Source organism: Sphingobium sp. B2 (assembly GCF_007693735.1).
Lineage (GTDB): Bacteria > Pseudomonadota > Alphaproteobacteria > Sphingomonadales > Sphingomonadaceae > Sphingobium > Sphingobium xenophagum.
In genome coordinates, this window is the sequence record NZ_VDBZ01000001.1 from 2250705 (window position 1) to 2275982 (window position 25278).

The following is a 25278-nucleotide window of genomic DNA, read 5'->3' on the forward strand; positions in this document are numbered from 1 at the left end:
TTCCCCATGAAACTAACCGGCAACACGATCTTCATCACCGGCGGCACCAGCGGCATCGGCCGTGGCCTCGCCGAAGCGCTCCACCGTCTTGGCAACAAGGTGATCATCTCGGGCCGCCGCACGGCGCTGCTCAAGGAAGTCACCGAGGCCAACCCCGGAATGGCCGCGATCGAACTTGACGTGAATAGCGTGGACAGCATCCAGGCCGCCGCCCGCGAGCTGATCGCCAGCTATCCCGATCTCAACGTGGTCTTCAACAATGCGGGCTTCATGCCGTTCGATGACGTGTCCGGCGTGGTCGACGATGCCCTGGCGCAAGAGCTGATCGCCACCAATCTGCTTGGCCCGATCCGCGTGACGTCTGCCCTGATCGAACACCTTAAGCAGCAACCCGACGCAACCGTGCTCTATACCAGCAGCGTCCTCGCCTATGTGCCGATCGCCACCAACGCGATCTATTCCGCGACCAAGGCGGCACTCCACTCCTTTGCCCTGTCGCAGCGGTTCCAGCTGCGCGACACCAGCGTCCGGGTGCAGGAAATCGCCCCGCCGTGGGTGGACACCGACCTCATCTACAAGAGCGGCGACCCGCGCGCGATGCCGTTGGCCGACTTCATCGAACAGACGCTGGTTGCCCTTGCCACGGACGCGCCCGAAGTGATCGTCGAAGCGATCCGCCCGATGCGCGACAACCCCGGCGCGAACGAACACGCCCTGTTCGAAGCCTTCAACCAGAGTCTGGTCGAAAACCCCATCCCGGTCGGTGCCTGAGCCGGCCCCCAACCTTCCAGACCCCTCAAGATCCCGAAAGGAACCCATCATGTCCCGCATCGCCACGCCCGCCCCTAAAGCTGTCCCCGAAGCTTCGCAGGCCACCCTGTCCGCCATCGCCGCAAAGCTTGGCAGCGTCCCCAACTTCTTCCGTGTCCTGTCCAACAGCCCGGCCGCGCTGGGTGCCCATGGCGCGCTCAGCCAGACGCTCGGCAAGGCGCTCGACGTCAAGACCCGCGAACGGATCGCCCTGGCGGTCGCGGCGGTGAACGGCTGCGAATACTGTGATGCCGCTCACACCTATACCGGCTTCAACCTTGCAAAGCTCAGCCGCGAAGAGATCGACCTCGCCCGGCAGGGCAAGTCGGCAGAACCGCGTGCCGCTGCCGCAGCCGCCTTTGCCCGCCGGGTTGCGGAAGCCCGCGGCAAGGTCTCGCAAGAAGATGTCGAGGCGGTCCGCGCCTCCGGGTTCAGCGAGGCCCAGATCGTCGAGATCGTGGCGGTCGTGGCGGAGAACTTCTTCACCAACCTCGTCAACAACGTGGCCGCCACGGAGGTCGACTTCCCGGCGATCTAAATCAGCGTACCGAAACGGCAAAGGGCACTCGCCTGTGCGTCATAGGACCGCGCAGGCGAGTGATCCGTCGAATGGCAAATACCGGCATAGCAAGACGTTCGCAGTAGTGGCGCTGTATGGCACAAATGTCCCAGGCCTTTGCCTTCCGATGTCGACCAATCCCTGCCGCTCAAAGCCGTTGTCCGACTGCCCGAAAACGGACATGATTTTCAGCTGCGCGCGGAGCACTCGGCGTCGGAAAAGTTCGACGTTCCGGAAAGTCTCCTTTGAGGCGGGCAAACGAGATAGCGGAAGTTCCAGACGCTGAACCAGCATGGCAACTTCGCGCCCAAACGCCGTCATTCTCCAACTCGCAGTAAAAAACCTGGACGCTCCATTTGCCTCACGGCGATTGCGATAGCTCCACCCGCCCCTGGCCCGAAAGCGTTCTTGCGCGGCGAGCTTCAGCGAGGAACCGACACGCGCAGTTCGGCCCGGCGGCTTTGCCAGTCGGCGTTGCCGCTTGGTTTTGCGACGGTGCCAACGACTTTAAGGTCGATCGAATCTTCCAGCACACCCAATCCGGTGAGGATGGCGGCGATCTTTTCACCTCTCAGGCGCGCCATGTCTTTGCGCTCCGTGACAATTTCTCCATTGTCCAGCAAGGTCGCGCCGCGAAATGCGCTAACCGAAACTTTCGCACCAGGCGTCGCGTTCGCGAGCCGCGCAAGTTCCAGCATCACCATTGCATCCGGGCCGGAGGCGCGGTCACGCTCGAACGGAAAATAGATAGTCTCTGTACTGCCCAGCGCTACTTTGGGCACCGGCAGCGCTGGCAAGCGCATGATTTGCAACGAACTGGATGGGTTCGCAAGGATCATTGCGCGCTGTTCGTCGCTGATCCCTGGCCTGCGCCCCAATTTGAGTGCGAGAATCTCCGGCCTGGCGGGCGCGATTTCGTTACATTCCAGCGAGAGTTCAGGCAGAACCGACGCGCGACCTTCGATGCGCAGACCACCGCATTCCTGCGACCCTTTGCTCACCACGCCCTCTACCAGCAGCTTGTGCCCAAGCTGCGGGTTGCCCCAATCGATCGGAAGCGACACACCGTAACGCACACCGCCATGCATCACGAAGAAGCACAGGTCGCTACGTTCTCCTGTGTCCTGCGCCACCGGACAGGCGACGAAGTTCAGATGTTGCTGCGCCGATACCGGTGCCGCGACTGCCAGCGAAGCAAGCGCCAGCGATGAACCGAGAGAGCCGAAACGCATTTTCACAGCACGCTCATGAAATTGACTAAATCCTGCTTTTCCTGCTCGGTATATCCGATGTTGAAACGACGATCGTAGAAGTCCACCATCTCTCGCAACGTGTCGGCCGCCCCTCCCATGAAATAGGGGGCGCGCGCGGCCAGCCCGCGCATCTGCTGCGTCATGCTCGCACCGATATCCCGGCATTTGCCGGTTACCAGCGCGCGACCCGGATCGTGCGTGTAGATCACCCTGCCGAGATAGGATTGCGGCACCGCATCCGCGTGGCAGGTTGCCTTGAACAGAGGAAGATCCTCCCGCCGGTTCCAGGGCCAATTGTTCAGCCCCAAATCCATGAAGCCGGGTGCCAGATCCATGCCTGTCAGGACGGTGTTGTGACAACCCGACGCACAGCTGCGCTTGAACGGATTGCCAAGCCCCTTGTCATTGTAAACGCCTACGTCCTTAATGAAAAAGCGCTTGTCGAAAAAGACGTTTGCGCCTCGTGCGATGGATGCTCGGAATGCCTCCTGGGGAGAATGCAATGCCGCGCCATTGTTGCGTGGATTGAGCCACATTTCGAATATGCCAAATACCCGGTTGACCGGATTGTTACCCAGTTCGCCAGGGGGCCCATCACGCAGCGCTTCTGGGCCAAGTCCTGGCGGCGTGCTGGGGCCGTGCAGTTCTCCTGCCTGATTGCTGAAGCTCTGTGCGACATAGATCGCGCCCTCAAATGCTTCGATCTGGCGGAGTTCGTTAGCGTCCGCGCTCGTGGTGTAATTTCCGGTGTAGATTGAGGTTGTCGCATGGGGTGGGGCATGCCCCACCCCATGCGATTTCGATCTCGGTGGCCACCGGGCTCATCGGTAAGGTGGAGTTACCACACTTCACACGCCCACCGAGGAGTTGATCCCGATGACCGACGACAGACTACCGCTTGCTGAACTGATGGCGAAGACCGGAGATGGAGATTTCCTGCGCACGATCGCCGAGAGCGTGCTGCAGATCATTATGGAGGCCGATGTCGACGGTCTCGTTGGCGCTGGCCGGCACGAACGCTCCGGCGAGCGCACGACCTGGCGCAATGGCTACCGTGACCGCAGCCTTGATACCCGGCTCGGCACGCTTAACCTGAAGATCCCCAAGTTGAGGACCGGCGCCTACTTTCCCGGCTTTCTGGAGCCCAGGAAGACCGTCGAGAAGGCGTTGGTCGCGGTCATCCAGGAGGCATGGATCGCCGGCGTCAGCACCCGGCGCGTCGACGAGCTGGTCCAAGCGATGGGCATGACCGGCATCTCCAAGTCCTCGGTGTCGAAGCTGTGCAAGGACATTGACGAGCGCGTCCATGCCTTCCTCAAGCGGCCGCTCGCCGGCGAATGGCCCTACCTCTGGCTCGATGCCACCTACCTCAAGGTGCGCGAGGGCGGGCGGATCGTCAGCGTCGCGGCGATAATCGCTGTCGCCGTCAACACCGAGGGCAAGCGAGAGATCATCGGCTTGCACATTGGCCCTTCCGAAGCCGAGCCGTTCTGGTCGAGCTTCCTCAAGGATCTAGCCCGGCGCGGGCTGACCGGCGTGAAGCTGGTCATCTCCGATGCCCACGAGGGCCTCAAGGCGGCGATCACCCGCGTGCTCAGCGCCACCTGGCAGCGCTGCCGTGTCCACTTCATGCGCAACGCCCTGGCCTATGTACCCAAGGGCCAGAACACTGTCGTCGCGGCCGCCATCCGTCAGGTCTTCCTCCAGCCCGACCATGCCGCCGCAACGCAAGTCTGGCGTCAGGTCGCTGATCAGTTGCGCGCCCGCTGGCCAAAGCTGGGCGCGTGCATGGACGATGCCGAGCATGACGTCCTCGCATACATGACCTTCCCCGAGCAGCACCGGGTCAAACTCCACAGCACCAATCCGCTGGAAAGGCTGAACAAGGAAGTGAAGCGCCGCGCCGACGTCGTCGGCATCTTCCCCAACGAGGACAGCATCATCCGCCTCGTCGGCGCCGTCCTCCTTGAGCAGAACGACGAATACCAGCTCCAGCACCGCTACATGCAAATCGAGGGCATGGCCGCCCTTACCACACCAACAATCGAGGAGGTTCAGCCGCTACAGATTACACCCAAGGCCGCCTGAAAATGCAGCCCGCTGGCCACACCCGAATTTACACCACATTGACGGACGCGACCCGGAGTTCTTCCTTGGTCAGTTTGGCAATCATCTCCAGATGCGTTGACCCGGCATCGGTCGCCTGGCCACGTAAGGTCGGCAGCCTGCCGTCCGACATCAACTGAACAGAGACGAACTCGCCAGTGTCGGGATCGGTCGGGAGCAGGCTTTTATCGTTGTACATGAAATATTCGTGTGGTGTCACACCGTGGGGAAGGCTGAGCATATATTTCATGTTCGCCACCGGCCGTGGTCGGCGATAGACGGAAACCGCAGCATCCTTGCCAGACAAGCCGTATTTGGGATCGAGATTGCAACCCGTCGGGTCGCTGATCACCTGAAGATCGAATTCGGGCTCTATCACGCTGCCGTCCGCCGCCCTGGGAGGCCATGGGCGTGCGATACGGAAAAGCCCCTTGTTCAGCAGCAAGGAATGGGACGCTTCCTCCCTTTGCGGCAGGCTGGGGCAGTTGGCCCCGTCAATCGCGGCAAACAGCGGATCCTGGCCGCCGGTCGCATCCCAACGCGCGCGGATGGTTTTCACCGACAGGCTCATCGCGTCGGATGGCTGGTGGCATGTGACGCAGGCGCGGCCGTTTTTGCCGAGGGGTTTGAAGAAGGGGTGGTCCGCCGTATTGATTGGATCGCCAGCGTTAATGAGGCGAAGGCGTCCGTCCGCATTGACGAACTCGATCGCCTCGCCAATGACATGCTCCTCGCCCGGTCCCCACCACTGACTGACATCATAAGCAGCGCTCCGGCTCATTGCGGCAGCGCTGAACACCAAGGATGCGCTGACCAGCAGGACGCCCGACATGGGGCGAAATGAAAAGCTGCTCACAGTCCGTCTCTCTTCGGGAATTTGAGGAGCGAGGCTCGCACGTCCTGCCTCATCCTTTTCTGCGTTCTGCCCGCCTTCCAGACGCCTGCCGCCAAGAGCGGGGCCAGCGACGCGACAAGCGCCACAGGCGAGCGCTGCAGGCAGTTCGGCAACCCCCTTGCAGATGGTCCATTTCTCATTCCGGCGTGCGTCGCAGGAGCCCGCGCTCAACCATCCAGTTGATCAGGCGCTGGCCCCACAAATCCGGCGTCATCGAGAAATTGGGAACGTCGAAAACATGCAGTTCGGCAGGCTTGCGCTGCTCGATCCACATCTGGAACAGGTCCACAAGCCCGTCCGTTACTGGCCCATGCCAGGCCTCCGTCATCAAAAATAGCGGCGGGGCATGCTGGGGCACCGTGATATCCTGAAGGGCGGGGCCAAAATTGGAGATGATGAAATCAGGCATCGCGCCCTCTTCGCCCGCCATCATCGTGCCAAACGCAACGCCGCCACCTGCAGACGTGCCGAACATGCCGACACGATCGGGGTCTATATGCCACTGTGCAGCCTTGCTCCGCACCAGGCGAAGCGCCGCCTGTCCATCTGTTACTGCCAGATGCAAAACCTTGTTCAGCGCCGGGTCGTCCGGTGCAGGATTCGCATTGGCGTTGCGGATTTCCATCTTGGGGAATTCGGCAGGTCTGGCTACGGGCGGGCGCGGCACCGTTGATTGTGCAATCTGCGCCGGCGTACGTTGCAGCGTACGGTATTCCAGCACGATCACCGCTACGCCTTTCGCGTTCAGCAACGCGATGGTCTTGTGCATGTCCGCACCCATGCTCAGGACGCGAAGCCCGCCACCCGGCAAAAGGACGATGGCCGCGCCATCGGCCTTGCCGGGTTCTGGCAAAAAGACCTGCAAGCGCGGCTGGGTAGTGTTGTAACGGTCCTCCCCGCCATCCTTGGGGTGTACGACCAAGGGCTCACGCCAGTCCTTCGAACCGACGGCTGGGCCTTCATAGAGGTTGAGTCTATACTGCTGAGCCAGTGCCGGGCCAGCACATGAGAAACCCAGACAGACTGCGGCCAGACCAGACAAAATGGCTTTGCGGTACATCATGTCAGAGCCCTTTCGACTGGTAGGTCCAGTCCGCATCCTGGCACAGGCCGCAATTCTTACCGATGAACCAGCGTGATGCCGCCTGGTCGCCGCGCAATTGCCATTCCAGCCACTGCACCGCGATTCTGGCAACCCTTCCACCATTCGGTTCGCGAAAGGTGCCGCCATGTCCGACGTCCAGACTGGCCACGGCGACCGGCACTTGGTCGATACGCTGGAAATCATCCATGCCGTTGGGATAGGCGATGTCGCTCTTACCGCCGAGAATGTAGAGAAGCGGCGAATGGATCCGACCCAGTTCTTCCTTGGCGACGGAGAAGCCGGTAATGGGATTGAACGCGCTAGGATCCAGCACGCCACTGTTATGCACGATGGTGGTGGCGATGCGCGGATCGGCGGAGACGCTGATGGCCTGCAAGCCGCCGCAGCTGTGCCCGGCAACGGCAACCTTTTTCGGATCAACCAGCCCATAGAAGGGGCTTGCGGCGCGTTTGTTTTCGGCCAGGATCCAGTCCAATCCAGCCAGAAGGTCGGCAGGCTTTGTCGCAACCGGCGGGAAGGCACCTTCTCTTGGCGGCGCGGCGCGCGGCGGCGCGGGCAGCGCGCCGGGGCCACTATAAGCCTTGCCGGGCGCGATCACGACATAGCCATATGACGCAATTTCCAGCAGGTGAAAACGGGCCGAAGCTGCATCGGCGGAGCATCCGCCATTTCCCCACAGCACAACGCCAAGCTGCCGATCCGCCACCTTGCCCAGATCACGCGGACGATAGAGTATATGATCGGGAAGGTCCGTCATGACATCGCGCATGGCAGGATATGGACCGCTTCCCGGCGAATCCGGCACCAAAGCCAAGGCACCGTCTGCGGGCCGATGCGCTGCCGCCTGCCCCGTCTGCATCGCTGCCTGCCCCGCAGGCATGCAGCCCATTAGTACAGCCGACATGGCAAGAACAGCGGGGCGCAGCAGGTGGGCAATTGTCACGTTTCTCTCCATAGGCAAACAAAAAGCGGCCGGCATGCCACGCTTGCCGGCCGCATCGTTCAGAACCCGGCGCGCACGCCAATGGCGATCGTGCGTCCGATCGGATTATGCGCATTGGGGTCGAAGGCCAGGTTGCCGTTGGGCACATAAGGCGGATCGTTGTCGAAGATGTCCTGCACATCCAGTGTGAAGGTCACGTCTTTGGCAAAGGAGAATGGCTGGTTCAGCTTATACCGCAAGGACAGGTCGAACTCCGTTTGCGAAGGCACGTCCTGAACCGGGGTGACTGCGTCGTTTTTGTAGCTGCCATAGTGATTGACGAATACAGTGCCCGACAGGCCGCCGACTTCCGCTCCGACATAGGCGCGGGCGATAAACGATGCCGGATTATTGATGGTGTTCAACACATCGCGCAGCGGAGTGCCCGATATGATTGAACGATCGAAGGACAAGATTTTGGTCGCGTTCACACCTGCGCGCCAGGATCCCCAGCCCGCAGTAGCTTCGTAGCTGCCGATAAACTCCAGCCCGTCCGTCTTGTTCGCACCCAGGTTCACCTTGCGGCCATCGACGATGGCTTGGACGTCTCCCGGCGATGCCGGGGGAGCACTGAACAGGCCGCCAGCCAGGATCTGGTTCACCAGCGCAAGCGGCGGATTGTAGGTTACGATCGATGCCAGCTCTGCCTTCTGCAACGCCAGCAGGTCATTGCCCGGCGTGGCGATCCGGTTGGTATAATCAACATTATAATAGGTGACGGACAAGCTGAGGCCCGGAAGCGAGACCGGCTTCCAGTCAGCGCCCATGGACCATGTAGTGGCTTTTTCCGGCTGCAGACCGGGATTGCCCCCGCGCAGGAACAGGACGTTGCGCAGAGCGCCGTTTCCGTCAACCAGTTGTCGATACTGGTTGAAGGGCGAACCCTTGTCAGACAGCGTCGGCGCGCGGAAAGAGGTGCCATAGCTGCCGCGCAGGGTCAGCGACTCCACCGGGCGGAAGGTCACGCCGAATTTCGGATTCACCGTATCGCCAACGTCATTATAGTCGTCATATCGCGCAGCGGCCGACAGGTTAAGCTCCGGCCCGCCACCACCGATGATCGGCACAAACACTTCGCCAAAAACAGAGTTGATGGTGCGGTCGCTATTGGTCTGGAAAGGCGCAAGATCCTGCCAGTTGATCTGCTGGCGCGCCGCGCCGAGAGCGACCCGCACGTCGCCGGCGGGCAGTTCGAACACCGGTCCGTCCGCCGACAGACCATATTCCTGGATTCCGTAATCGGTATCGACGCGGAAGCCGCCGACCAGCTTTGCCATGGTGGCAGGATTGTTGTTTCCGGTGGAACTGAACGGATTGAAAGCCGTGGCCCGATTGGGATCGGCCAGCGCCGCATTCAGCGCGGCAGCGTTGATCTGCCGGGTCAGGGAGCGCTCGCCGTCGTGGCCGTAAGCGTAAAAGACGTTCCCCGACCAGTCCGACCCCAGTTTCACATTCAGTCCGCCCGTGATGTGATAGGCTTCCTGAGAGGACGGGCTCCGCTCAAAACCCAATTCGTTCTTGAAGGAATAGGCTACCGTCACAGGACTCCCCGGTGTGCCCGGATTGACATAGAAGGGATTTGTCGTCGGCACGTTGAATTGCGCGGTGAGCGCGGTCCCATCCAACGTGCCGTCACGTTTTGCATAAAAGCCCTGGGCGTAGAATTTGATGGCGTCCGTGATCTCCTGCTCGAACGTCGCCGCGACGCTGTAGCGTTCCTGCTCGGGAAGGACCCCCGCGCCCAGAAAGGCGCTCTGAAGATTGCGCGTGCCAGCGGTGAAATTGCCCGCCGTCAGGTTTGTGCCATCACCGGCCGGAATAGCGTAGGTCACGCCGCGAACCGTCACATTGCCGGGCGCAGAATTCGGAGAGCGAAGGTCCGGTCCGCCAAAGCGCGTGAAATCATCGGTATAGAAGTAGCGCTTCGACGCGAGCAAAGCGCCGCGCTTATTATACTCGCCCGCCACCATGATGGAGCCGCCGCTCCAGGTCTTGCCTAGCGCCGCGCCAGCCTGATACTCGTCAAAACCGTCGGCGAACTTGGTGCGGCCCATCACTTCGGCGCCGTTGAAGTTTTTGCGAAGCAGAAGATTCACGACCCCGCCCACGGCGTCGGAGCCGTAGATACCGGAACTGCCGTCGGCCAGTACTTCCAGTCGTTCAATCGCCATGGTCGGAATGACCGACGGATCGAAAAACTGGCTCTGCGTCCCTGCTGCAGGCAGGCGCCTGCCGTCGAGCAAGGTCAGGGTCGATTCTGTCCCCAGTCCGCGCAGGTTGATACCCGTGCCGAACGTGCGGTTGGCATTCTGGTTATTGGCGGAGGTAAAAGATGCGTCGGTCGCGCCGAAATTGAATACTTGCGGCAGTTGTGAGAGCAACTCCGTCGTCGTCGTCGCAACGCTCTGCTCAATATCAGTCCGGCCCAGACCGATCACCGGCGATCCTGTCGGTTCGATACCGCGGATGCGGCTACCGGTTACGATGATCGCTTCGACCTGCTCCTTGTCTTCGGCCTGGCTGCCGGCATCCTGCGCCAGCGCCGCGACCGGCAGGCACAGAGCGATCAGAGAGCCTCCCGCCAGCATGGCACCAAGGTTTGACCATAGAGTTTTGCGCATGTCATTCATCCCCTCACCAACCAGCACTTCGCCGGCATATTTTTTCATGAAATTCGAAAAGCTTACGGCGTTCATCGCGCCGGACGAGACGTCGGCGGCAGACTTGAACCTCTCCATGATAATCATCTCCCCTCCAAAAATTTTGTCTGTTGAAATGGGCCATGTGGCCTACATCCACTCCGGCCCCCGGTGGCTTGCCTGGGCGCTCAGGCGGATAGCGGCGTTGGCTGCGCCAAAAGCGTCATAATCACGGCGCTCGACGACTTCGAAGAACACCCGCTTGGCGACCGCTCGGCTGTAGAACTGGAAATATTCCCCCTGTTCATCGCGATCGTAGAGAATATTCGCTGCCCGCAGTCCCTTCAGCATGTCCGGTTCAAGTCCGAAGCGCGCTTCGATATCGTCGTAATAGTTGGGCCCGATCTCCAGGAGCGGCAGACCGGCCGCGCTTGCTGCTTCTGCCGCCTGGAAAATATCATCGGTGGCCAGGGCGATATGCTGTACCCCCGCACCGAAATAGTTGCGGATAAAGCGTGAACTCAACGACTGGTGCGCCAGTGATCCGTTGAGGGTAAAGCGCACGCTGCGATCGGCGTTCTGCACGGCCTGGCTGTAGATCAGGCCCATGGGATCGGCGATCTCCAGCTGCGCCGTCCTATCCATGTCGAACAGCGAAACATAGAAGAGCACGCAGCTCAGAAACTCTCCCTGCTGCATCGTCTGCGCGACATGATCTATGCGCGTCAAAATGGACGGCGCGCCTTCCTGCTCCTGCCGGTGAGGAAATTCATCCGCCCACATAGCCTCGCTTCGTGTCGCATCGACAAGGTAGAGCAGGCTGCCACCCAGGCCGCGCAGGCTGGCTATGTTCCATTCGTCCGGCGCCACGGCCTGCTCGAACCGCTCGATGCCAAGTGCCTCTGCGCGGGCGAGCGCAGCATCCTTATCGGTGACGCTGAGTCCGATCGCGCAAACCGATCCGCCGTGCACGACCTCGTAACTGTGAGCATGGCCATCAGGTTCGCAATTGAGGACGAGGTTGATTTCGCCCTGCTTCCACCGCGTGACATCCTTATTGCGATGTCTGGCCACCGGCGTGAAACCAAGTGCGCGGAAATAGCGGGCAAACTCCTCCGCTTCCTCGTGGCTCGCCGCAAATTCGATAAATTCGGTGCGGATCGCGGTGACGCGGTCTGGCAGCGCCGGAGTACGGCCAAGCGCACGCGCTGCTTCATCTTCAAGGAAGCGCAGCGAACGATGGCCGTCCACCGCCAGTTGCGCCGCGGCACCCGCGCGGAACTGATCGTTAAAAATCTCGAGACTGAACCACCCATCATAGCCTATGCGCTGAATGGCGGCGACATAATCAGCCATCGGCCAGTCGCCCTGCCCCGGCAACACACGGAAGTGGCGGCTCCAGCTGAGCGTATCCATCGACAGGCGTGGTGCATCGGCCAATTGCACGAAGAACAGTTTTTCCGCGCGAATGTCGCCTATGCTGCTGCTGGGAACGTCGCGCGAGAGCGAGTGGAAGGAATCCAGCACGAGGCCAATCGAAGGGTGGTCGACGTCGCGAACGAGCGACCACGCATCGCGATGGTCTTTTACCTGGCGTCCCCAGGCCAGCGCTTCATAGCCGATCCGCTTGCCATGCCGGGCCGCCAGCTCGCCAAGTTCGTGCAGATCATCGAGCATCCGCTGCCGTTCCGGCAGGGCAGCAGGCGAGCAATTCGAACATAGCAAAACCAGATCAGTGTCGAGCGCGTCCATGATGTCGAACTTGCGCTCCATACGCGCAAAGGCGGCGCTGCGCTGCGGTTCGGGCATGCCTTCAAGGTCGCGAAACGGCTGGAAAATCGTGCAGTTCAAGTCCAAGTCGCGCATCATCTTCCCGATCGTGCGCGCATCCTGTGGCGCCCCGATCAGGTCATTCTCGAATATTTCCATACCGCCAAAGCCAGCGTTCGCTGCGGCTTGCAGTTTATCGACAAGTGGGCCGCTCAGGCAGACGGAGGCGATCGATGTCTTCACACTGCACCTCGCTGATCCTGCCCATGGCCGGCGTTGAGCGCGGTCAGCATGCGGTCGCGGTCAGGTTCCACGCCGGTAAAGCGAAGAAACGCCTCGGCAGCCTGGCCCACGACCATCGGCGCGCCGTCGGCGGTTGCCAATCCGCGCCGACGCGCCGCCTTCAGCAGTTCGGTCTCGCGTGGAAAATAGATGACGTCTGCAAGCCATTGGTCGGCCGTGAGCAACGCCGGATCGAATGGCATGCCCGGGTGCCGCGCCATGCCGACGGGAGTGGATTGGACAACGCCGCAAGCCCCATCAATTGCAGCGGCTGGCGTGGCGCATGCGATCAGGCGCGCGTCCGGAAAGGCTGATTGAAGGCGATTGGACAGTGCTTCGATCCGGACGGAAGAAGTGTCATGAATGCGCAGTTCGCGCGTACCTGAATGGAGCAGCGCAAATGCTGTGGCCGAACCGGCACCGCCCGATCCTATCTGGGCGACTATCTCACGCTTTTCCTGCGGCAATGCCACGTCGAGCATGAACTGAAAGCCTATCCAGTCGGTGTTGCTGCCGCTTGTGCGCCCTTCATGGAACGTCACGCAGTTGACCGCGCCGAGCGATGCTGCGGTGGGGTCCACCGCATCCAGCAGCGGGATCACCGCCTGTTTGAATGGATGCGTGATATTGACTCCGCTAAAGCCGCGCCCGATCAGTTGCGAAACCATGTCAGCCAGAGCATCGTCGGCCAATCCAAGCACGTCGAAATCGAACAACTCATAGGTGAGCGTAAGGCCAAGACAGCCAGCTTCGGTTTCGTGGATCGCCGGGGAAGCCGATGCGGTAATTCCGCGCCCCAGCAAACCGACCTTTATCGGGGAGGTGGAAGGCATCATGCGCGCTGCTCCGGAACGACGACAAACAGCACCAGCAATCCGGCGATTACGGCCGGCACCGCATAGATGGCGAATATTGTTCCGACGCGAAGGTCGGCCTCGACCAGATAGCCGCCAAAAAGCGGGCCGAGCACGGCGCCGATCCGGCCGACCCCCATCGACCAGCCGATACCTGTGCTGCGGATGTCGGTGGGATAGAAGCGTGCGGAAAGGGCCCAGAAGCCGTTAAAGCCGCCCTGCACGGTTACGCCGACGACCAAGGCCGAAAACAGCGTCAGCGCCAGAGGCATCGGCACGTTGCCAAAAACCAGCATTGCCGCTGCGGAGCCGAAGAAAAACAGCGCGATGACGCGCGGCAGGGCAAAGCGCACCGCCAACCAGCCCATCACACTCGTGCCGAGAAAAGCACCAAGATTATAGGTCGCCCCGGCATAAATTGCCTGGTCAACCGGAAGGCCCGCCCGCGTGGTCAACTCCGGGATCCAGTTGATCGCGAAATAGAGGACGAAGTAGCCAAGCGCGACGGCAGCCCAGAGTATCAGCCCCGAACGCAGACGGCCATCGTCGAACAGGTGCAGCAAGCCGATCCTGGTCGCGGCCTCCGGCTTGGTCGGCAATGCGACAAGATGCTTGCGCCCCAGTCGGGCGCCAAGCTTGTTCGCTCGCTCCAGCGCGTTGGCTGGCTGGCTGCGCAACAGGAAATTGATCGATTCAGGCATCAGCACCAGCGCGACGAGCAATAGCCCCAGGCTGAGAATGCCGATCGCCAAAAGCACCGTGCGCCAACCATATTCGGGCAGCAGCGTCACCGTCAGGAATGCGGTTATGATCGATCCGAAGGGCCAGCCCGCCTGGACGAAGCCGACCGCAAAATCCTGGTAACGCGAAGGCGCAAACTCCGATGCCATGGCTGTCATGGTGACGCCGATGGTGCCTACCCCAAGGCCCACCACAAAGCGCACAAGAACCATCGCTTCGACCGAATGCACCCGGGAGGAAAGCACCATTGCCACCGCGACAACGGCAAGCGCGCCGATGATGAGCGGGCGGCGACCAAAGCGATCGGCCAGCGGAGCGATCAGGAGGCATCCACCTGCCATGCCGGCAAGGCTGGCACTGAAAATCACGCCAAGATTTGCCGGAGCAATCGCCCATTCGTGAGAAAGGACAGGCGCAACAAAGGACATGACCAACAGGTCCGCCCCGTCAAGCATGTTGAGCAGGAAACAGAGGCCGACAGCAACGACCTGTAGCGGCTGCCACCCGCCAGTTTCAACGGCATCGGGAAAAGTGCCCGTCGCGCTCATCCGGCGATCCGGAGTTCGGCAAAAGCCGCGCAGAAGGTGCGGGATGCGATCATGACGTCCTCTCTGACCCCTTATCCTCGCAGGAGGTCGGGTGCAGCCTCAATAAACGGACCGTTTGGTCCGGTCAACAACAAACATACTGGTTGGAATGTTATTGCTTCGCGGCGGGATTATTGGCTATTGGTCGTTGAAAGGTCGAACAGGGTGAGGATGGGTAGTGGCGGAATTGGCGATACAGGAGCGGCGCAAACGCAATTCTTCAGCGACGCGCGCCGAACTCATATCAGTCGCGACTGAAGAATTTGCCGAGAAGGGCTTGGCTGGCGCGAGAGTTGAAGAGATCGCCTCGCGCACCGCGACCAGCAAGCACATGATCTATTACCATTTCGGCAGCAAGGATGGTCTTTATCGCGCTGTGCTGGAACAAGCCTATGAGGAATTCCGCGTCGCCGAAGGATCGATCGACTATGACGATCTGCCGGCGCTCGACGCACTTTCTGCGCTGGTGGGCGCGACGTTCGACGTGCATGCCTGCAATCCGCAGATCGTCCGCATCATCATGGCTGAGAACATCAATTTCGGCCAACAGATCCGCTCGATCGACAGCTTCGAACAGCGTGAACTCGCTCTGGATACGATGCGGCGGATACTGGATCGTGGAGCTGCGGACCGCACGCTTCGAAGTGGACTGGACCCGCTGCAGATACATCTCAGTGTAAGCGCCCTGTGTTTCCACTACATCGCCAATGCCCACACTTTTGGCCATGTTTTCGAACTTGACGCCCATTCGCCCGATCAGATGAAGGCCCGTCGTGACGAGATCATCGCTACCGTAACCAGTCGATGCGCCGCGGGGTCGCAAAAGGAATAATGATGTTCCATTCGAAAGCCATTGCGCCGACAGGCCTGCTAGCCTTGCTCGGCGCCTGCGCCGCAATTGGCCCGGCCTCTCCAAGTGCCGGTGAAAGCCCCCTCTCCCTTTCCGATCGGTGTACCGCGCTCAGTGCGAAACTGATGACAGGCGCGCCCGTCAACACGCTCGTCGTCTCGACCAGCGAATGGAAAGAAGGAGGCGCGGCGAAGCAGGCGGGCGCGGATGCGCAAGCACCGCTTCCCTCCCACTGCCTCGTTGAAGGCTATTACGGCGAACATCAGGGCCGTGTTGGTGGTCCCTACCGGACCGGATTTCGTATGCGGCTGCCGCTCGACTGGAACGGGCGCTTCTTTTTCGAGGGCGGCGGCGGGTCCAATGGCATGATCCGCGACGCGACCGGGCTCAATGGCGCTGGAAACCCTTCGGCACTGGAACGGGGATATGCCGTGATCGCCCAGGACAGTGGGCATGATAATGATAGCAACAATGTGCCGGCCTATGGCGGGCAGATGGTTTTCGGTCATGATCCCCAGGCCCGGGCCGATTATGGCCACGCCAGCCTGAAGCCGTTAGCGTCCGCGCTCGTGGTGTAATTTCCGGTGTAGATTGAGGTTGGCGCATGGGGTGGGGCATGCCCTGTCTCTTATACACATCGATGTGTATAAGAGACAGCGGCAGCGCTGCCAGGTGGCGCTGAGCACGCGGGTGATCGCCGCCTTGAGGCCCTCGTGGGCCTGTCTCTTATACACATCGATGTGTATAAGAGACAGCGGCAGCGCTGCCAGGTGGCGCTGAGCACGCGGGTGATCGCCGCCTTGAGGCCCTCGTGGGCCTGTCTCTTATACACATCGATGTGTATAAGAGACAGCGGCAGCGCTGCCAGGTGGCGCTGAGCACGCGGGTGATCGCCGCCTTGAGGCCCTCGTGGGCCTGTCTCTTATACACATCGATGTGTATAAGAGACAGCGGCAGCGCTGCCAGGTGGCGCTGAGCACGCGGGTGATCGCCGCCTTGAGGCCCTCGTGGGCCTGTCTCTTATACACATCGATGTGTATAAGAGACAGCGGCAGCGCTGCCAGGTGGCGCTGAGCACGCGGGTGATCGCCGCCTTGAGGCCCTCGTGGGCCTGTCTCTTATACACATCGATGTGTATAAGAGACAGCGGCAGCGCTGCCAGGTGGCGCTGAGCACGCGGGTGATCGCCGCCTTGAGGCCCTCGTGGGCCTGTCTCTTATACACATCGATGTGTATAAGAGACAGCGGCAGCGCTGCCAGGTGGCGCTGAGCACGCGGGTGATCGCCGCCTTGAGGCCCTCGTGGGCCTGTCTCTTATACACATCGATGTGTATAAGAGACAGCGGCAGCGCTGCCAGGTGGCGCTGAGCACGCGGGTGATCGCCGCCTTGAGGCCCTCGTGGGCCTGTCTCTTATACACATCGATGTGTATAAGAGACAGCGGCAGCGCTGCCAGGTGGCGCTGAGCACGCGGGTGATCGCCGCCTTGAGGCCCTCGTGGGCCTGTCTCTTATACACATCGATGTGTATAAGAGACAGGGCCACACCCGAATTTACACCACATTGACGGACGCGACCCTGAAGCCGACCTACGATCTTGGCCAGTATATTGTGACCTCATTCTACGGGCGCGAGAGCAGCACCAACATCTTCTGGGGCTGTTCCAAGGGCGGGCAGGAAGGAATGGCGTTCGCACAGCGTTACCCGAAAGCCTTTGACGGGATCGTGGCCATGGCACCAGGCATGTCGTTGCCACGCGCCGCGCTTGCCCAGGCGTGGGACACGCAGGCGCTGGCAGAAATTTTCAAGGCGCGAGGGGAAAAACCGACGGTCGAAGGCTTTCGAACCCTGTTCTCGCGCCAGCAATTCGATCTGGTGAACAAGGCCACACTGGCAGCCTGCGATCGCCTCGATGGGACGCAGGATGGAGTCGTGGCGGCCATCGGGCAATGCACCACCGCAGTCGTCGAACCGGAACTGCGCGCGCGTCAATGTTCCGCTCAACGTAAAAATGACTGCCTTGATAAGGCGCAGATAGATGCGCTGGTCAAAATCATGGACGGTCCTCATGACGCTGCAGGCAAGGCGCTGTACGCCAATTGGGCGTGGGACAGCGGTGTTGGGTCACCGGGCTGGCAGGTCTGGAAAACCGGCCTGGTGGGCGGCCCGCCATCGCTGAACGTCGTGCTGGGGGGCAACGCCCTTGCTTCCATCTTCACCACACCGCCAACACCGGTTCAGCCTGACCCCGAACGCTTGCTTGCGTGGCAACTGGCCTTCGATTTCAAGGCAGGGGCTGGTAAAATTTACGCGGCAGAGCCGCCTTTCGCCACCAGTGCGTGGCAGGACGTAGGCATGCGTTCGACCGATCTGTCAGCCTTTCGCGATCACGGCGGAAAGCTGATCGTGCCACATGGCGGTAGCGACCCCGTCTTTTCAGTGCTCGATACGATCAATTGGTGGAACGGCGTGAATGCGGCCAATGCAGGGGTGGCGGACAATTTTGTCAGGGTGTTTCCTGTTCCAGGCATGACGCATTGCGGTGGCGGCCCCGCGACCGACCATTTTGATTCGCTGTCCGCACTTGAACGATGGGTCATCGATGGGAAGGCGCCAGCGTCGATTCCGGCCTTCCCAGGCAAGGAAGCGCCCTGGCCGGGACGTGAAATGCCTCTTTGTCCCTATCCGCAAATTGCCCTGGCGAACGGCGCGAACGGTTATCGCTGCGGGATGCAGCCATAGGAAACCAACCGCCGCCTTTCCCAACTGGTTGGCAGCTTGTTGACGGAGAAGTTATAATGCGGGTGTTAATGATGCCGCTGGCGGTCAGGCGCGTCTGTGCGCCGATTGGACTGCCGCTTGTTGCCAGTGCGCTTCTCACGGCTTGCAGTTCGCTTGGCCACGCGCCGGCCACCGCGCCGCAGCGCGCTGCCGACGCCGAGCTGGATGCTTACGCTGCCATGCCAAACGGGCCCGGCACAGGCGACTATCCCGCGATCATGGAAGTCGATCCGTCGTTGCCGGGGCATGTCATTTACCGGCCTGCGGATCTTTCCCGGCTTCGTGAACGCAAGCTGCCGATTGTCGTTTGGGGCAATGGCGGATGCAGCGCCGACGCGGCGGGATCCCGCCTGCACCTGCTTGAGATTGCCTCTCACGGATACCTCGTCATCGCGGCTGGCCGGATATTGAGCGGGCCCGGCGCGCCAAATATGCGCGAAGCCGTGGCCCAACCCGCCGCCGATGGCACGCTCCCCGATGCGGCCGTAACCGCGCCCGATCTTGTGGCTGGCATTGACTGGGCGCTGGCCCAGAACGGCCGCCGCGACAGCCCGTATTTCCAGCATATCGATCCGCAACGGATAGCAGCTTCGGGGCGAAGCTGCGGGGGCCTGCTGGCCCTACGCGCGGCTGCCGACCCTCGTGTGCGCGCCGTGGTGGTGCATAACAGCGGCACCTTTCCTGTCGACAACAAGCTTATGGTCGGCGGTGTCGAAGGCAGTCGCACCTTGCTGAATGACCTGCACACACCGGTGATTTACATAATGGGCGGAAAGACGGACATCGCTTATCAAAACGCCCTGGATGATTTTGCGGCTATCGAATCACAGCCGGTCTTTTTGGCGAGCCAGGACGTCGGCCATGGCGGTTCCTTCCGGCAACCGAACGGCGGGGAAGGTGCGCGCATTGCGGTCGCCTGGCTCGATTGGCAACTCCAGCGTTCCCGGCGCGCAGGCAGGCTCTTCACGGGAAAAGCGTGTGGATTGTGCAGGGCCACCGGCTGGACGGTCATGCACAAGTCCATGCCGGGAGAAGCGAAATGAACCGGCGGAGCGCATTGCAGGCCTGCCTCGCAGCCGGAGCATCATTCGTCGCTAGCCCGGCCCTTGGCAAGATTGCAGCGAGCGACACCACGCACGAGTTGATCACCTCCACTATCACGATCGACATGCACAGCCACATTCCACCCGACGCAACTGTGGCCGCCTTCCCGATCAAGGCTGGAATGAAACAGGCAGGGCTGGATGCGATTTGCGCCAGCTTCCCCGTCGATGTCGTTCCGCGCCAGGCGGAAGGGGATTGGTACAAAGTGTATCTCGACTGGGTGCAGCAACTGAAGAAGCTGGCAAAAGACTCAGGCATCCGGGAAATCAAGAGCCTCGCCGACCTTAAATCCTGCCATCGAGATCGCATTCCAGGCGTCCTGCAAGCAACGGAAGGCGCGCATTTTCTGGAGGGCCGCCTGGAACGATTGGCCCCGGCGTATGCTGGCGGGCTTCGCCACCTCCAGCTTGCCCATTCCGTGCAGGATCCCATTTCACCAACGGGCGACCTCCAGACATTGACCCCGCAGTTCGATGGACTGACATCGTTCGGTCGGTCCGTCATTGCGGAATGCAATCGGCTCGGCATCGTGACCGACCTTGCGCATTCGAGCGGCAAGACGCTGAAAGATGCGCTTGAGGTGTCTTCGGTTCCGATCATCTTTTCGCACACGGCCCTGCTTTCGCCCGTAGGCCTCGGCGCGGTTCCCATCTGGGCGGACAGCCGACTCCCGATGCGTCTGCTACGCCCGGATGAGGCGCAGGCCATTGCCGCTGCGGGCGGCGTCATCGGGGTCTGGCACATCTTCCCGACCGTCAGCGCCTATGCGGCGGCAATCCTCGATCTCGTGAACACTGTGGGCGAGGACCATGTAGGGATCGGAAGCGACACCGGGATCGCGGGCGCGATATATAACGCCAATCACCGCTGGCCCGGACAGCATAATGGATTCCTTCATGCCGTTGTCGGCGAACTTCGCAAGCAGAAGTGTCCGCCTGCGACGATCCGCAAGGTCATCGGCCAGAACTATTGCCGCATACTGCGCGCCGTTGAGCAGGCAAGAGATGCAAGCCACGCAGCCAGGACTTAAATAGTTCAATCTTCACAGGCGCGGATAGGGCCGTGCGTACATTTGGGCGAAAGCGAAGATTCTCCTTGGCTCGCTGTTTCACTGTGCCATCCGTAACCAATCACCGCATTGTTTCGTTGTTTCAACGGATCAGCCGGAACCTCCGCGTCTACAGCGCCGCTACTCAAAGGTGACAGGCCGCTTCTGGCCCGATTCCCGTCGCCGCCTCTCCCCTGGACCAAGCGCAGCTTTTGGCAAGAGAATCCTAAGCTGCGAATGTCGGCTTTGTTAGCGCGTGCCGTCAGTCAGTTTGGTCGAATACGACTGGTCGCTTTTGTCCGACATGGACGGTCGCGCCGCACATACGAACGTCGTGATCTGGTCAGCAGCAGGAAAGGGGAGGGCTGGGACATAACCGCCGTTACTGAAAGTGACTGGCACGACGGCTTGCGGCAGGAGCGGACATTCGGCCAGACGGTAGCTCCCAATGGGCTAGATCCGTTGACTGGCTTCGGTATACGTTCTCTTCAGACTCAAGACGTTCTTCAAACGGCCAATCTGTCCATCGGAGAATGATCATGGACGTGCCTGCAAATGAAATCACCGCCACTAAACGCCAGGTCTGGAATGCCGGAAGGACCGTCGGCGCGAAGCGTGCTTTGAAACCGAAGCAAATATGGGAAATCCGATTCTATCTGAACCAGCGCCGCCGCTTGCGAGATCGGGCGCTATTTGACCTGGCGATCGACAGCAAAGTTCGGGGCTGTGACCTGGTGCAGATGAAGATCGGCGACATCGTCAGCGGCGGGCAGATCCGAACGCGCGCAATCGTAGTGCAACAAAAAACAGGTCGACCTGTTCAATTCGAACTGCTCCCAGATGCGCGCGCCAGTCTGCTGGCCTGGCTTGAGCGGCGTGGCGGCTCGGTGGACGGCTACGTCTTTCCCAGTCGGGTTGACCATAACGGGCATCTTGGCACCCGTCAGTACGCCCGGCTGGTTGATGAATGGGTCACCGGGGTCGGCTTGATGCAAAGCGAGTATGGCACCCACTCGCTTCGGCGAACCAAGGCGTCAATCACCTATAGGGCAACCGGCAACCTGCGCGCCGTCCAGATTCTTCTTGGCCATAGCAAGATCGAGAATATGGTACGCTATCTCGGGATCGACGTGGAAGACGCGCTTGCGTTAGCGGAGAACACCGAAATCTGAAGGTATAAGCTCCTCGTCTTCAGGCGAGGAGCCAACCTTTCGGAAAATTGGAGCATTATTGCCTCATGCTGGCCCTGACTAAGCGCCGTTCCGGCCAAAATCTGGCCTCACGTTCGGATTAGCGAAAGAGAGGGGCGTTGAGATCGACCTAATCCAAGTTTGTCGGCGTGAAGGCCTGCGTCACGGCAAACAGGCCGACTTTGGCGGCGCTGGAAATCTGCGAGAAATCAGCGGACCGCGCATCACAAAATCGATCTTGCGATGCTTGGGCTTGAGCGCACCAGTACCGCCATCCCCGTCTTCGATATCCTGTCCGCCGTGAGGCGACCCTCCAGCGAGTAAAATATTTTCTGAGCCTACTGTGGTGCTCGCCACGCAGCGCCGTCGCTCCGACGAAACCAGGTGAGTGTGGCGATGAGTGAAGCTGTCCGGACCTTTGTAGCGGATCGATATGCGGCGCAGCATGGGGCCAAGCCCTGTATGGATTATGGGCAATGGCATGTCGTCCACGCCCGGTCCGAACAGCCGATGGCGGCGCTGGCGGTGCGTCGCGCCGCGGACGAAACGCTGTTTCTGGAGACCTATCTGGAGTTGCCAATAGAAGCAGCGGTCTCCATGGCATTTGGCCGCCAGGTCGTGCGGGGAGACATCGTAGAGATTGGCTGCCTCGCTGCGGCCCCGACCCCGGCAATGCTGAGATTGTGGGGCGAGGCCGCGGTCAGCCTGTCCGATCAGCATCGCGTCGCGGTGGCCACACTCACCCTGCCGCTGCGAAGGATGTTCGCGCGCGTGGGCTTGCCGTTCGTCGAACTGGCCAAAGCTGATCCTGCCCTTCTGCGAGGTGCCGCACGGCATGATTGGGGCCGCTATTACGAGACCCAGCCTTTCGTCTGCGCCGGCGACATCGCGGCGGGGTCCGCCGCCCTGAAAGCCTTTGTGACGGGAGAACGCCCATGAGCGCCCTGCTCGAGGCGATCTTCGCCAGAGCCGATCAGGATGCTGATCGGGTCGCGCTCGATGATGGATCGCGCAGGCTTCTCTATAGGGATTTGCCCTGCGCCGTCGCGGCGATGGCCGTGATGATCGGCGACGCGATCCCTGGACCCGGTCCAGTCGCGATCGAACGCGACAATGGCATCGATTGGGTGATCGCCGATCTCGCATTGCTGTCACTTGGACGGCCGAATATTCCGTTGCCGCCCTTTTTCATGCCGGCGCAGCGTGCAGCAGCGCTTGCCGATGCGGGAGCGGCGGGGTCTATTACGGGCACGGGCATGGTGCTGTTCGACCACCCTGTCGCCGCCATCCCGGCGGGCACGGCCAAGATCAGCTACACGTCTGGTTCGACCGGTGAGCCGAAGGGCATCTGCCTGGACGATCGCCTCATGTTGGACACGGCGCAGGCGATCGTGGCACGCCTTGGCGAAGGATTGGCGGATGTCCATTTCCCCGTGCTGCCGCTGGCGGTGCTGTTGGAGAATGTAGCCGGTCTCTATGCAACCCTCCTCGCCGGCGGAAGCTATCTCGTTCGACCGGCCGCTGCTGTCGGACTCGCCAATCCCTTCGCGATCAACGACGCGCAGTTGGTGGCGGCGATCGACGCAAGCCATGCGACCAGCCTCATTCTCGTGCCCGAATATCTGGCGCGCATCGTCGATCATCTCGAACGCACCCGAAACCGGCTCGACAAGCTCCGTCTCGTCGCCGTCGGCGGGTCTCGGGTGCCTCTGTCGATCATCGAGCGCGCCGACCGGATCGGTCTTCCGGTGGTGCAGGGCTATGGATTGACCGAGTGCGGGTCAGTGGTTTCGCTGGAAGCGCTGGGTGATCGCAACCGCGGCACCGTCGGTCATCCACTCAACCATGCCAGCATCTCTCTGGCGTCTGATGGAGAGATCGTCGTTACCGGGCACTTCCATCTCGGCACGATCGGTCACCCTCGCGCGGATGGTCCCATTCACACCGGCGACATTGGCACTGTCGACGAACAAGGCCGGCTTTCGATCGTCGGGCGTAAATCGAGCCTTATCATCACCAGCTTCGGTCGAAACGTCGCGCCGGAATGGGTTGAGGCGCAGTTGGTCGCCCAGCCCCAGATCGCTCAGGCGATGGTCTATGGCGATGGGGAAAGCCGTTTGCGCGCGCTGATCGTACCCTCCGCACGCGATGCCGATATCGCGGCGGGGGTGGCCGCGGCCAATGCTGCCTTGCCGGCCTATGCGCGAATCGGGCTCTGGCAGCCCAGCCACCCTTTCACCCCTGCCGACGCTACGCTGACCCCCAATGGCCGGTTGCGCCGGGCGGCGATACTCGCCCGCCTGGAGGTCCGCCCTTTCTTCGATCGTCTTTGTGCCGAAACAGCGCCAGCCCGCGCGCGGCTCTTGTCAGTGCCTCAGCTTCAGGCGGGTCTTGCCGGGCGCATCAGCCGGACCACCTATCTCGCCTATCTCGCACAAGCCTATCATCACGTCAGCCATACCGTGCCGCTGATGCGACTGGCGCGATCGGGGCTTGCGGCAAAGCCCATGCTCGTAGAGGCGCTCGACGATTATATCGCGGAGGAGGAAGGCCACGAACAGTGGATCCTGAATGATATCCGCGCGGCGGGGGGCGATACCGATGCGGTCGTGCGGGACGGCCCGTCGTCGGCTACCGCGCGCATGGTCGATCATGCCTATGCGACGCTCCAGGACGGCAATCCGGCCGCCTTTTTCGGTATGGTGTTCGTGCTCGAGGGCACCAGCATCGCGCTCGCGAGCAACGGCGCTGAAGCGGTGCGAGCGAGCCTTGGCCTGCCGGAAACAGCTTTTACCTATCTGACCTCGCACGGCGCGCTCGACCAGGAACATATGCGCTTCTTCGAGAAGCTGGTGAACGGCCTCGACGACGTGGCTGACGAAGATGCGATCATTGCAATGGCGAACGACATGTTCGACATGTTCGGCGGCCTGTTCGCTGCCATACCGATGGAGGATGATCGTGCAGCGGCTTGACGGCAAGCGTATCGCCGTAACCGGCGCGGCGGGCGGGCTAGGCGTTCCGCTTACGCGGTTGCTTCGGGAACGGGGCGCTTATGTCGTGGGCATCGACCGGGTCGACTGCGTCGGCTGTGATGAGAGCATCGTCACTGACCTGTCCGATGAAGCGGCGCTTGCATCGCTCGCTGGACGGCTTGCGGACGAGACGCCCGACATTCTGGTGAACCTTGCAGGGGTCATGCGCTTTGGCCTGCACGAGGATCAGCCGAGCGAGGCGCTCGCCCTGTGCTATCGCGTGAACCTCTACGTCCCGGCGGTCCTGGCCCAGGCGGTGTCCGCGCCGATGCGCGCGCGTGGTCATGGCCAGATCGTCAACATAGGTTCGGTGCTGGGCGCGATCCCCTATCCCTGGTTCGCTGCCTACTCGAGCAGCAAGGCCGGGCTGGCCGCGTTGAGCCAAAGCCTGCGGCGTGAGCTGGCGGGAAGCGGCGTCGCCGTCACCCATGTCAGTCCGCGCGCCGCCAAGACTCCGCTCAACAACAGCGATGTCAACCGCTTCCTCGCCATCACCAACATGAAGGCCGACGCGCCGGAGATGGTCGCGCAGCGGATCGTCGAGGCGATCGTCCTGCGGCGCCAGACGGTCACCATCGGCTGGATGGAGCGGCTTTACGCGATCGTGAACGCGCTGGCGCCGCGCCTCATCGACAATGGCATCGCCCCGCAAATCCGGCGCGCGCGCGCTGAATTTCGTTGATCGAA

Annotated in this window: 27 protein-coding genes; 18 read left to right on the forward strand and 9 right to left on the reverse strand. The window is 61.4% G+C overall.

Annotation, left to right across the window (positions count from 1 at the left end; translation table 11 throughout):
- The first annotated feature begins 6 nt into the window (after window positions 1-6).
- Both FE851_RS10895 and FE851_RS10900 read left to right on the forward strand, forming a co-directional pair.
- Window positions 7-771, forward strand: a complete 765-nt coding sequence (locus FE851_RS10895; protein ID WP_145202358.1) for an SDR family oxidoreductase — start codon at window positions 7-9, stop codon at window positions 769-771.
- 49 nt (window positions 772-820) lie between these two features.
- Window positions 821-1348 (forward strand): carboxymuconolactone decarboxylase family protein, encoded by a 528-nt coding sequence (locus FE851_RS10900; RefSeq protein ID WP_145202360.1) that lies wholly within the window; start codon window positions 821-823, stop codon window positions 1346-1348.
- 443 nt (window positions 1349-1791) lie between these two features.
- On the opposite strand, the gene FE851_RS10905 is transcribed toward FE851_RS10900, so the two are convergent.
- Complete coding sequence (locus FE851_RS10905) at window positions 1792-2502, reverse strand: hypothetical protein (protein WP_145202363.1); 711 nt, start codon at window positions 2500-2502, stop codon at window positions 1792-1794.
- Window positions 2503-2603: 101 nt separating this feature from the next.
- Complete coding sequence (locus FE851_RS10910) at window positions 2604-2957, reverse strand: hypothetical protein (RefSeq protein WP_145202366.1); 354 nt, start codon at window positions 2955-2957, stop codon at window positions 2604-2606.
- A gap of 18 nt (window positions 2958-2975) precedes the next feature.
- Between FE851_RS10910 and FE851_RS10915 the strand changes: the two genes are divergently transcribed.
- Complete coding sequence (locus tag FE851_RS10915; RefSeq protein WP_145202369.1) at window positions 2976-3380, forward strand: hypothetical protein; 405 nt, start codon at window positions 2976-2978, stop codon at window positions 3378-3380.
- Between the two features lie 118 nt (window positions 3381-3498).
- Window positions 3499-4710, forward strand: a complete 1212-nt coding sequence (locus FE851_RS10920) for an IS256 family transposase (protein WP_145202372.1) — start codon at window positions 3499-3501, stop codon at window positions 4708-4710.
- 28 nt (window positions 4711-4738) lie between these two features.
- On the opposite strand, the gene FE851_RS10925 is transcribed toward FE851_RS10920, so the two are convergent.
- The 7 genes from FE851_RS10925 to FE851_RS10955 form a co-directional block, all read right to left on the reverse strand.
- Complete coding sequence (locus tag FE851_RS10925) at window positions 4739-5584, reverse strand: hypothetical protein (protein ID WP_145202375.1); 846 nt, start codon at window positions 5582-5584, stop codon at window positions 4739-4741.
- A gap of 175 nt (window positions 5585-5759) precedes the next feature.
- Complete coding sequence (locus FE851_RS10930; protein WP_222422941.1) at window positions 5760-6545, reverse strand: alpha/beta hydrolase; 786 nt, start codon at window positions 6543-6545, stop codon at window positions 5760-5762.
- Between the two features lie 142 nt (window positions 6546-6687).
- On the reverse strand, window positions 6688-7671 hold the full coding sequence (locus tag FE851_RS10935; RefSeq protein ID WP_261370897.1) for a hypothetical protein: 984 nt from the start codon (window positions 7669-7671) through the stop codon (window positions 6688-6690).
- Window positions 7672-7730: 59 nt separating this feature from the next.
- Window positions 7731-10448, reverse strand: a complete 2718-nt coding sequence (locus FE851_RS10940; RefSeq protein ID WP_186378802.1) for a TonB-dependent receptor plug domain-containing protein — start codon at window positions 10446-10448, stop codon at window positions 7731-7733.
- 51 nt (window positions 10449-10499) lie between these two features.
- On the reverse strand, window positions 10500-12362 hold the full coding sequence (locus FE851_RS10945) for a bifunctional sugar phosphate isomerase/epimerase/4-hydroxyphenylpyruvate dioxygenase family protein (protein ID WP_145202384.1): 1863 nt from the start codon (window positions 12360-12362) through the stop codon (window positions 10500-10502).
- Complete coding sequence (locus FE851_RS10950; protein ID WP_145202388.1) at window positions 12359-13237, reverse strand: shikimate dehydrogenase; 879 nt, start codon at window positions 13235-13237, stop codon at window positions 12359-12361. Before FE851_RS10950 ends, FE851_RS10945 begins: the two co-directional genes overlap by 4 nt.
- Window positions 13234-14544, reverse strand: coding sequence for an MFS transporter (locus tag FE851_RS10955; protein WP_145202391.1), 1311 nt, complete (start codon window positions 14542-14544; stop codon window positions 13234-13236). Before FE851_RS10955 ends, FE851_RS10950 begins: the two co-directional genes overlap by 4 nt.
- Before the next feature lie 217 nt (window positions 14545-14761).
- Here FE851_RS10955 and FE851_RS10960 point away from each other — a divergent pair, with 217 nt between their 5' ends.
- The 14 genes from FE851_RS10960 (at window position 14762) to FE851_RS11005 (ending at window position 25273) form a co-directional block, all read left to right on the forward strand.
- Window positions 14762-15415: a TetR family transcriptional regulator gene (locus tag FE851_RS10960; protein ID WP_145202394.1), complete on the forward strand. Its 654-nt coding sequence runs from the start codon at window positions 14762-14764 to the stop codon at window positions 15413-15415.
- Window positions 15416-15558: 143 nt separating this feature from the next.
- On the forward strand, window positions 15559-16011 hold the full coding sequence (locus tag FE851_RS10965) for a tannase/feruloyl esterase family alpha/beta hydrolase (protein WP_261370898.1): 453 nt from the start codon (window positions 15559-15561) through the stop codon (window positions 16009-16011).
- Between the two features lie 19 nt (window positions 16012-16030).
- On the forward strand, window positions 16031-16213 hold the full coding sequence (locus FE851_RS10970) for a hypothetical protein (RefSeq protein WP_145202400.1): 183 nt from the start codon (window positions 16031-16033) through the stop codon (window positions 16211-16213).
- 31 nt (window positions 16214-16244) lie between these two features.
- Complete coding sequence (locus FE851_RS26100) at window positions 16245-16409, forward strand: hypothetical protein (RefSeq protein WP_186378803.1); 165 nt, start codon at window positions 16245-16247, stop codon at window positions 16407-16409.
- A 31-nt stretch (window positions 16410-16440) separates the two neighbouring features.
- Entirely contained in the window at window positions 16441-16605 is a 165-nt protein-coding gene (locus tag FE851_RS26105) for a hypothetical protein (RefSeq protein WP_186378803.1), read from the forward strand.
- A 31-nt stretch (window positions 16606-16636) separates the two neighbouring features.
- Window positions 16637-16801 (forward strand): hypothetical protein, encoded by a 165-nt coding sequence (locus tag FE851_RS26110; RefSeq protein ID WP_186378803.1) that lies wholly within the window; start codon window positions 16637-16639, stop codon window positions 16799-16801.
- 31 nt (window positions 16802-16832) lie between these two features.
- Window positions 16833-17000, forward strand: a complete 168-nt coding sequence (locus FE851_RS26115; protein ID WP_186378804.1) for a hypothetical protein — start codon at window positions 16833-16835, stop codon at window positions 16998-17000.
- Window positions 16997-18175: a tannase/feruloyl esterase family alpha/beta hydrolase gene (locus FE851_RS10975; protein ID WP_261370899.1), complete on the forward strand. Its 1179-nt coding sequence runs from the start codon at window positions 16997-16999 to the stop codon at window positions 18173-18175. Before FE851_RS26115 ends, FE851_RS10975 begins: the two co-directional genes overlap by 4 nt.
- 68 nt (window positions 18176-18243) lie before the next feature.
- Window positions 18244-19257 (forward strand): alpha/beta hydrolase family protein, encoded by a 1014-nt coding sequence (locus FE851_RS10980; RefSeq protein WP_261370900.1) that lies wholly within the window; start codon window positions 18244-18246, stop codon window positions 19255-19257.
- Window positions 19258-19439: 182 nt separating this feature from the next.
- Complete coding sequence (locus FE851_RS10985) at window positions 19440-20348, forward strand: dipeptidase (RefSeq protein WP_261370985.1); 909 nt, start codon at window positions 19440-19442, stop codon at window positions 20346-20348.
- A 557-nt stretch (window positions 20349-20905) separates the two neighbouring features.
- A complete protein-coding gene (locus tag FE851_RS10990; protein ID WP_145202406.1) occupies window positions 20906-21538 on the forward strand; it encodes a tyrosine-type recombinase/integrase in 633 nt (210 codons plus the stop codon).
- 414 nt (window positions 21539-21952) lie between these two features.
- Window positions 21953-22495, forward strand: coding sequence for a thermostable hemolysin (locus FE851_RS10995; protein ID WP_145202409.1), 543 nt, complete (start codon window positions 21953-21955; stop codon window positions 22493-22495).
- Window positions 22492-24531: an AMP-binding protein gene (locus tag FE851_RS11000; RefSeq protein WP_145202412.1), complete on the forward strand. Its 2040-nt coding sequence runs from the start codon at window positions 22492-22494 to the stop codon at window positions 24529-24531. The genes FE851_RS10995 and FE851_RS11000 overlap by 4 nt, the downstream gene beginning before the upstream one ends.
- Window positions 24518-25273, forward strand: a complete 756-nt coding sequence (locus FE851_RS11005; RefSeq protein WP_145202415.1) for an SDR family NAD(P)-dependent oxidoreductase — start codon at window positions 24518-24520, stop codon at window positions 25271-25273. The genes FE851_RS11000 and FE851_RS11005 overlap by 14 nt, the downstream gene beginning before the upstream one ends.
- Window positions 25274-25278: the final 5 nt, after the last annotated feature.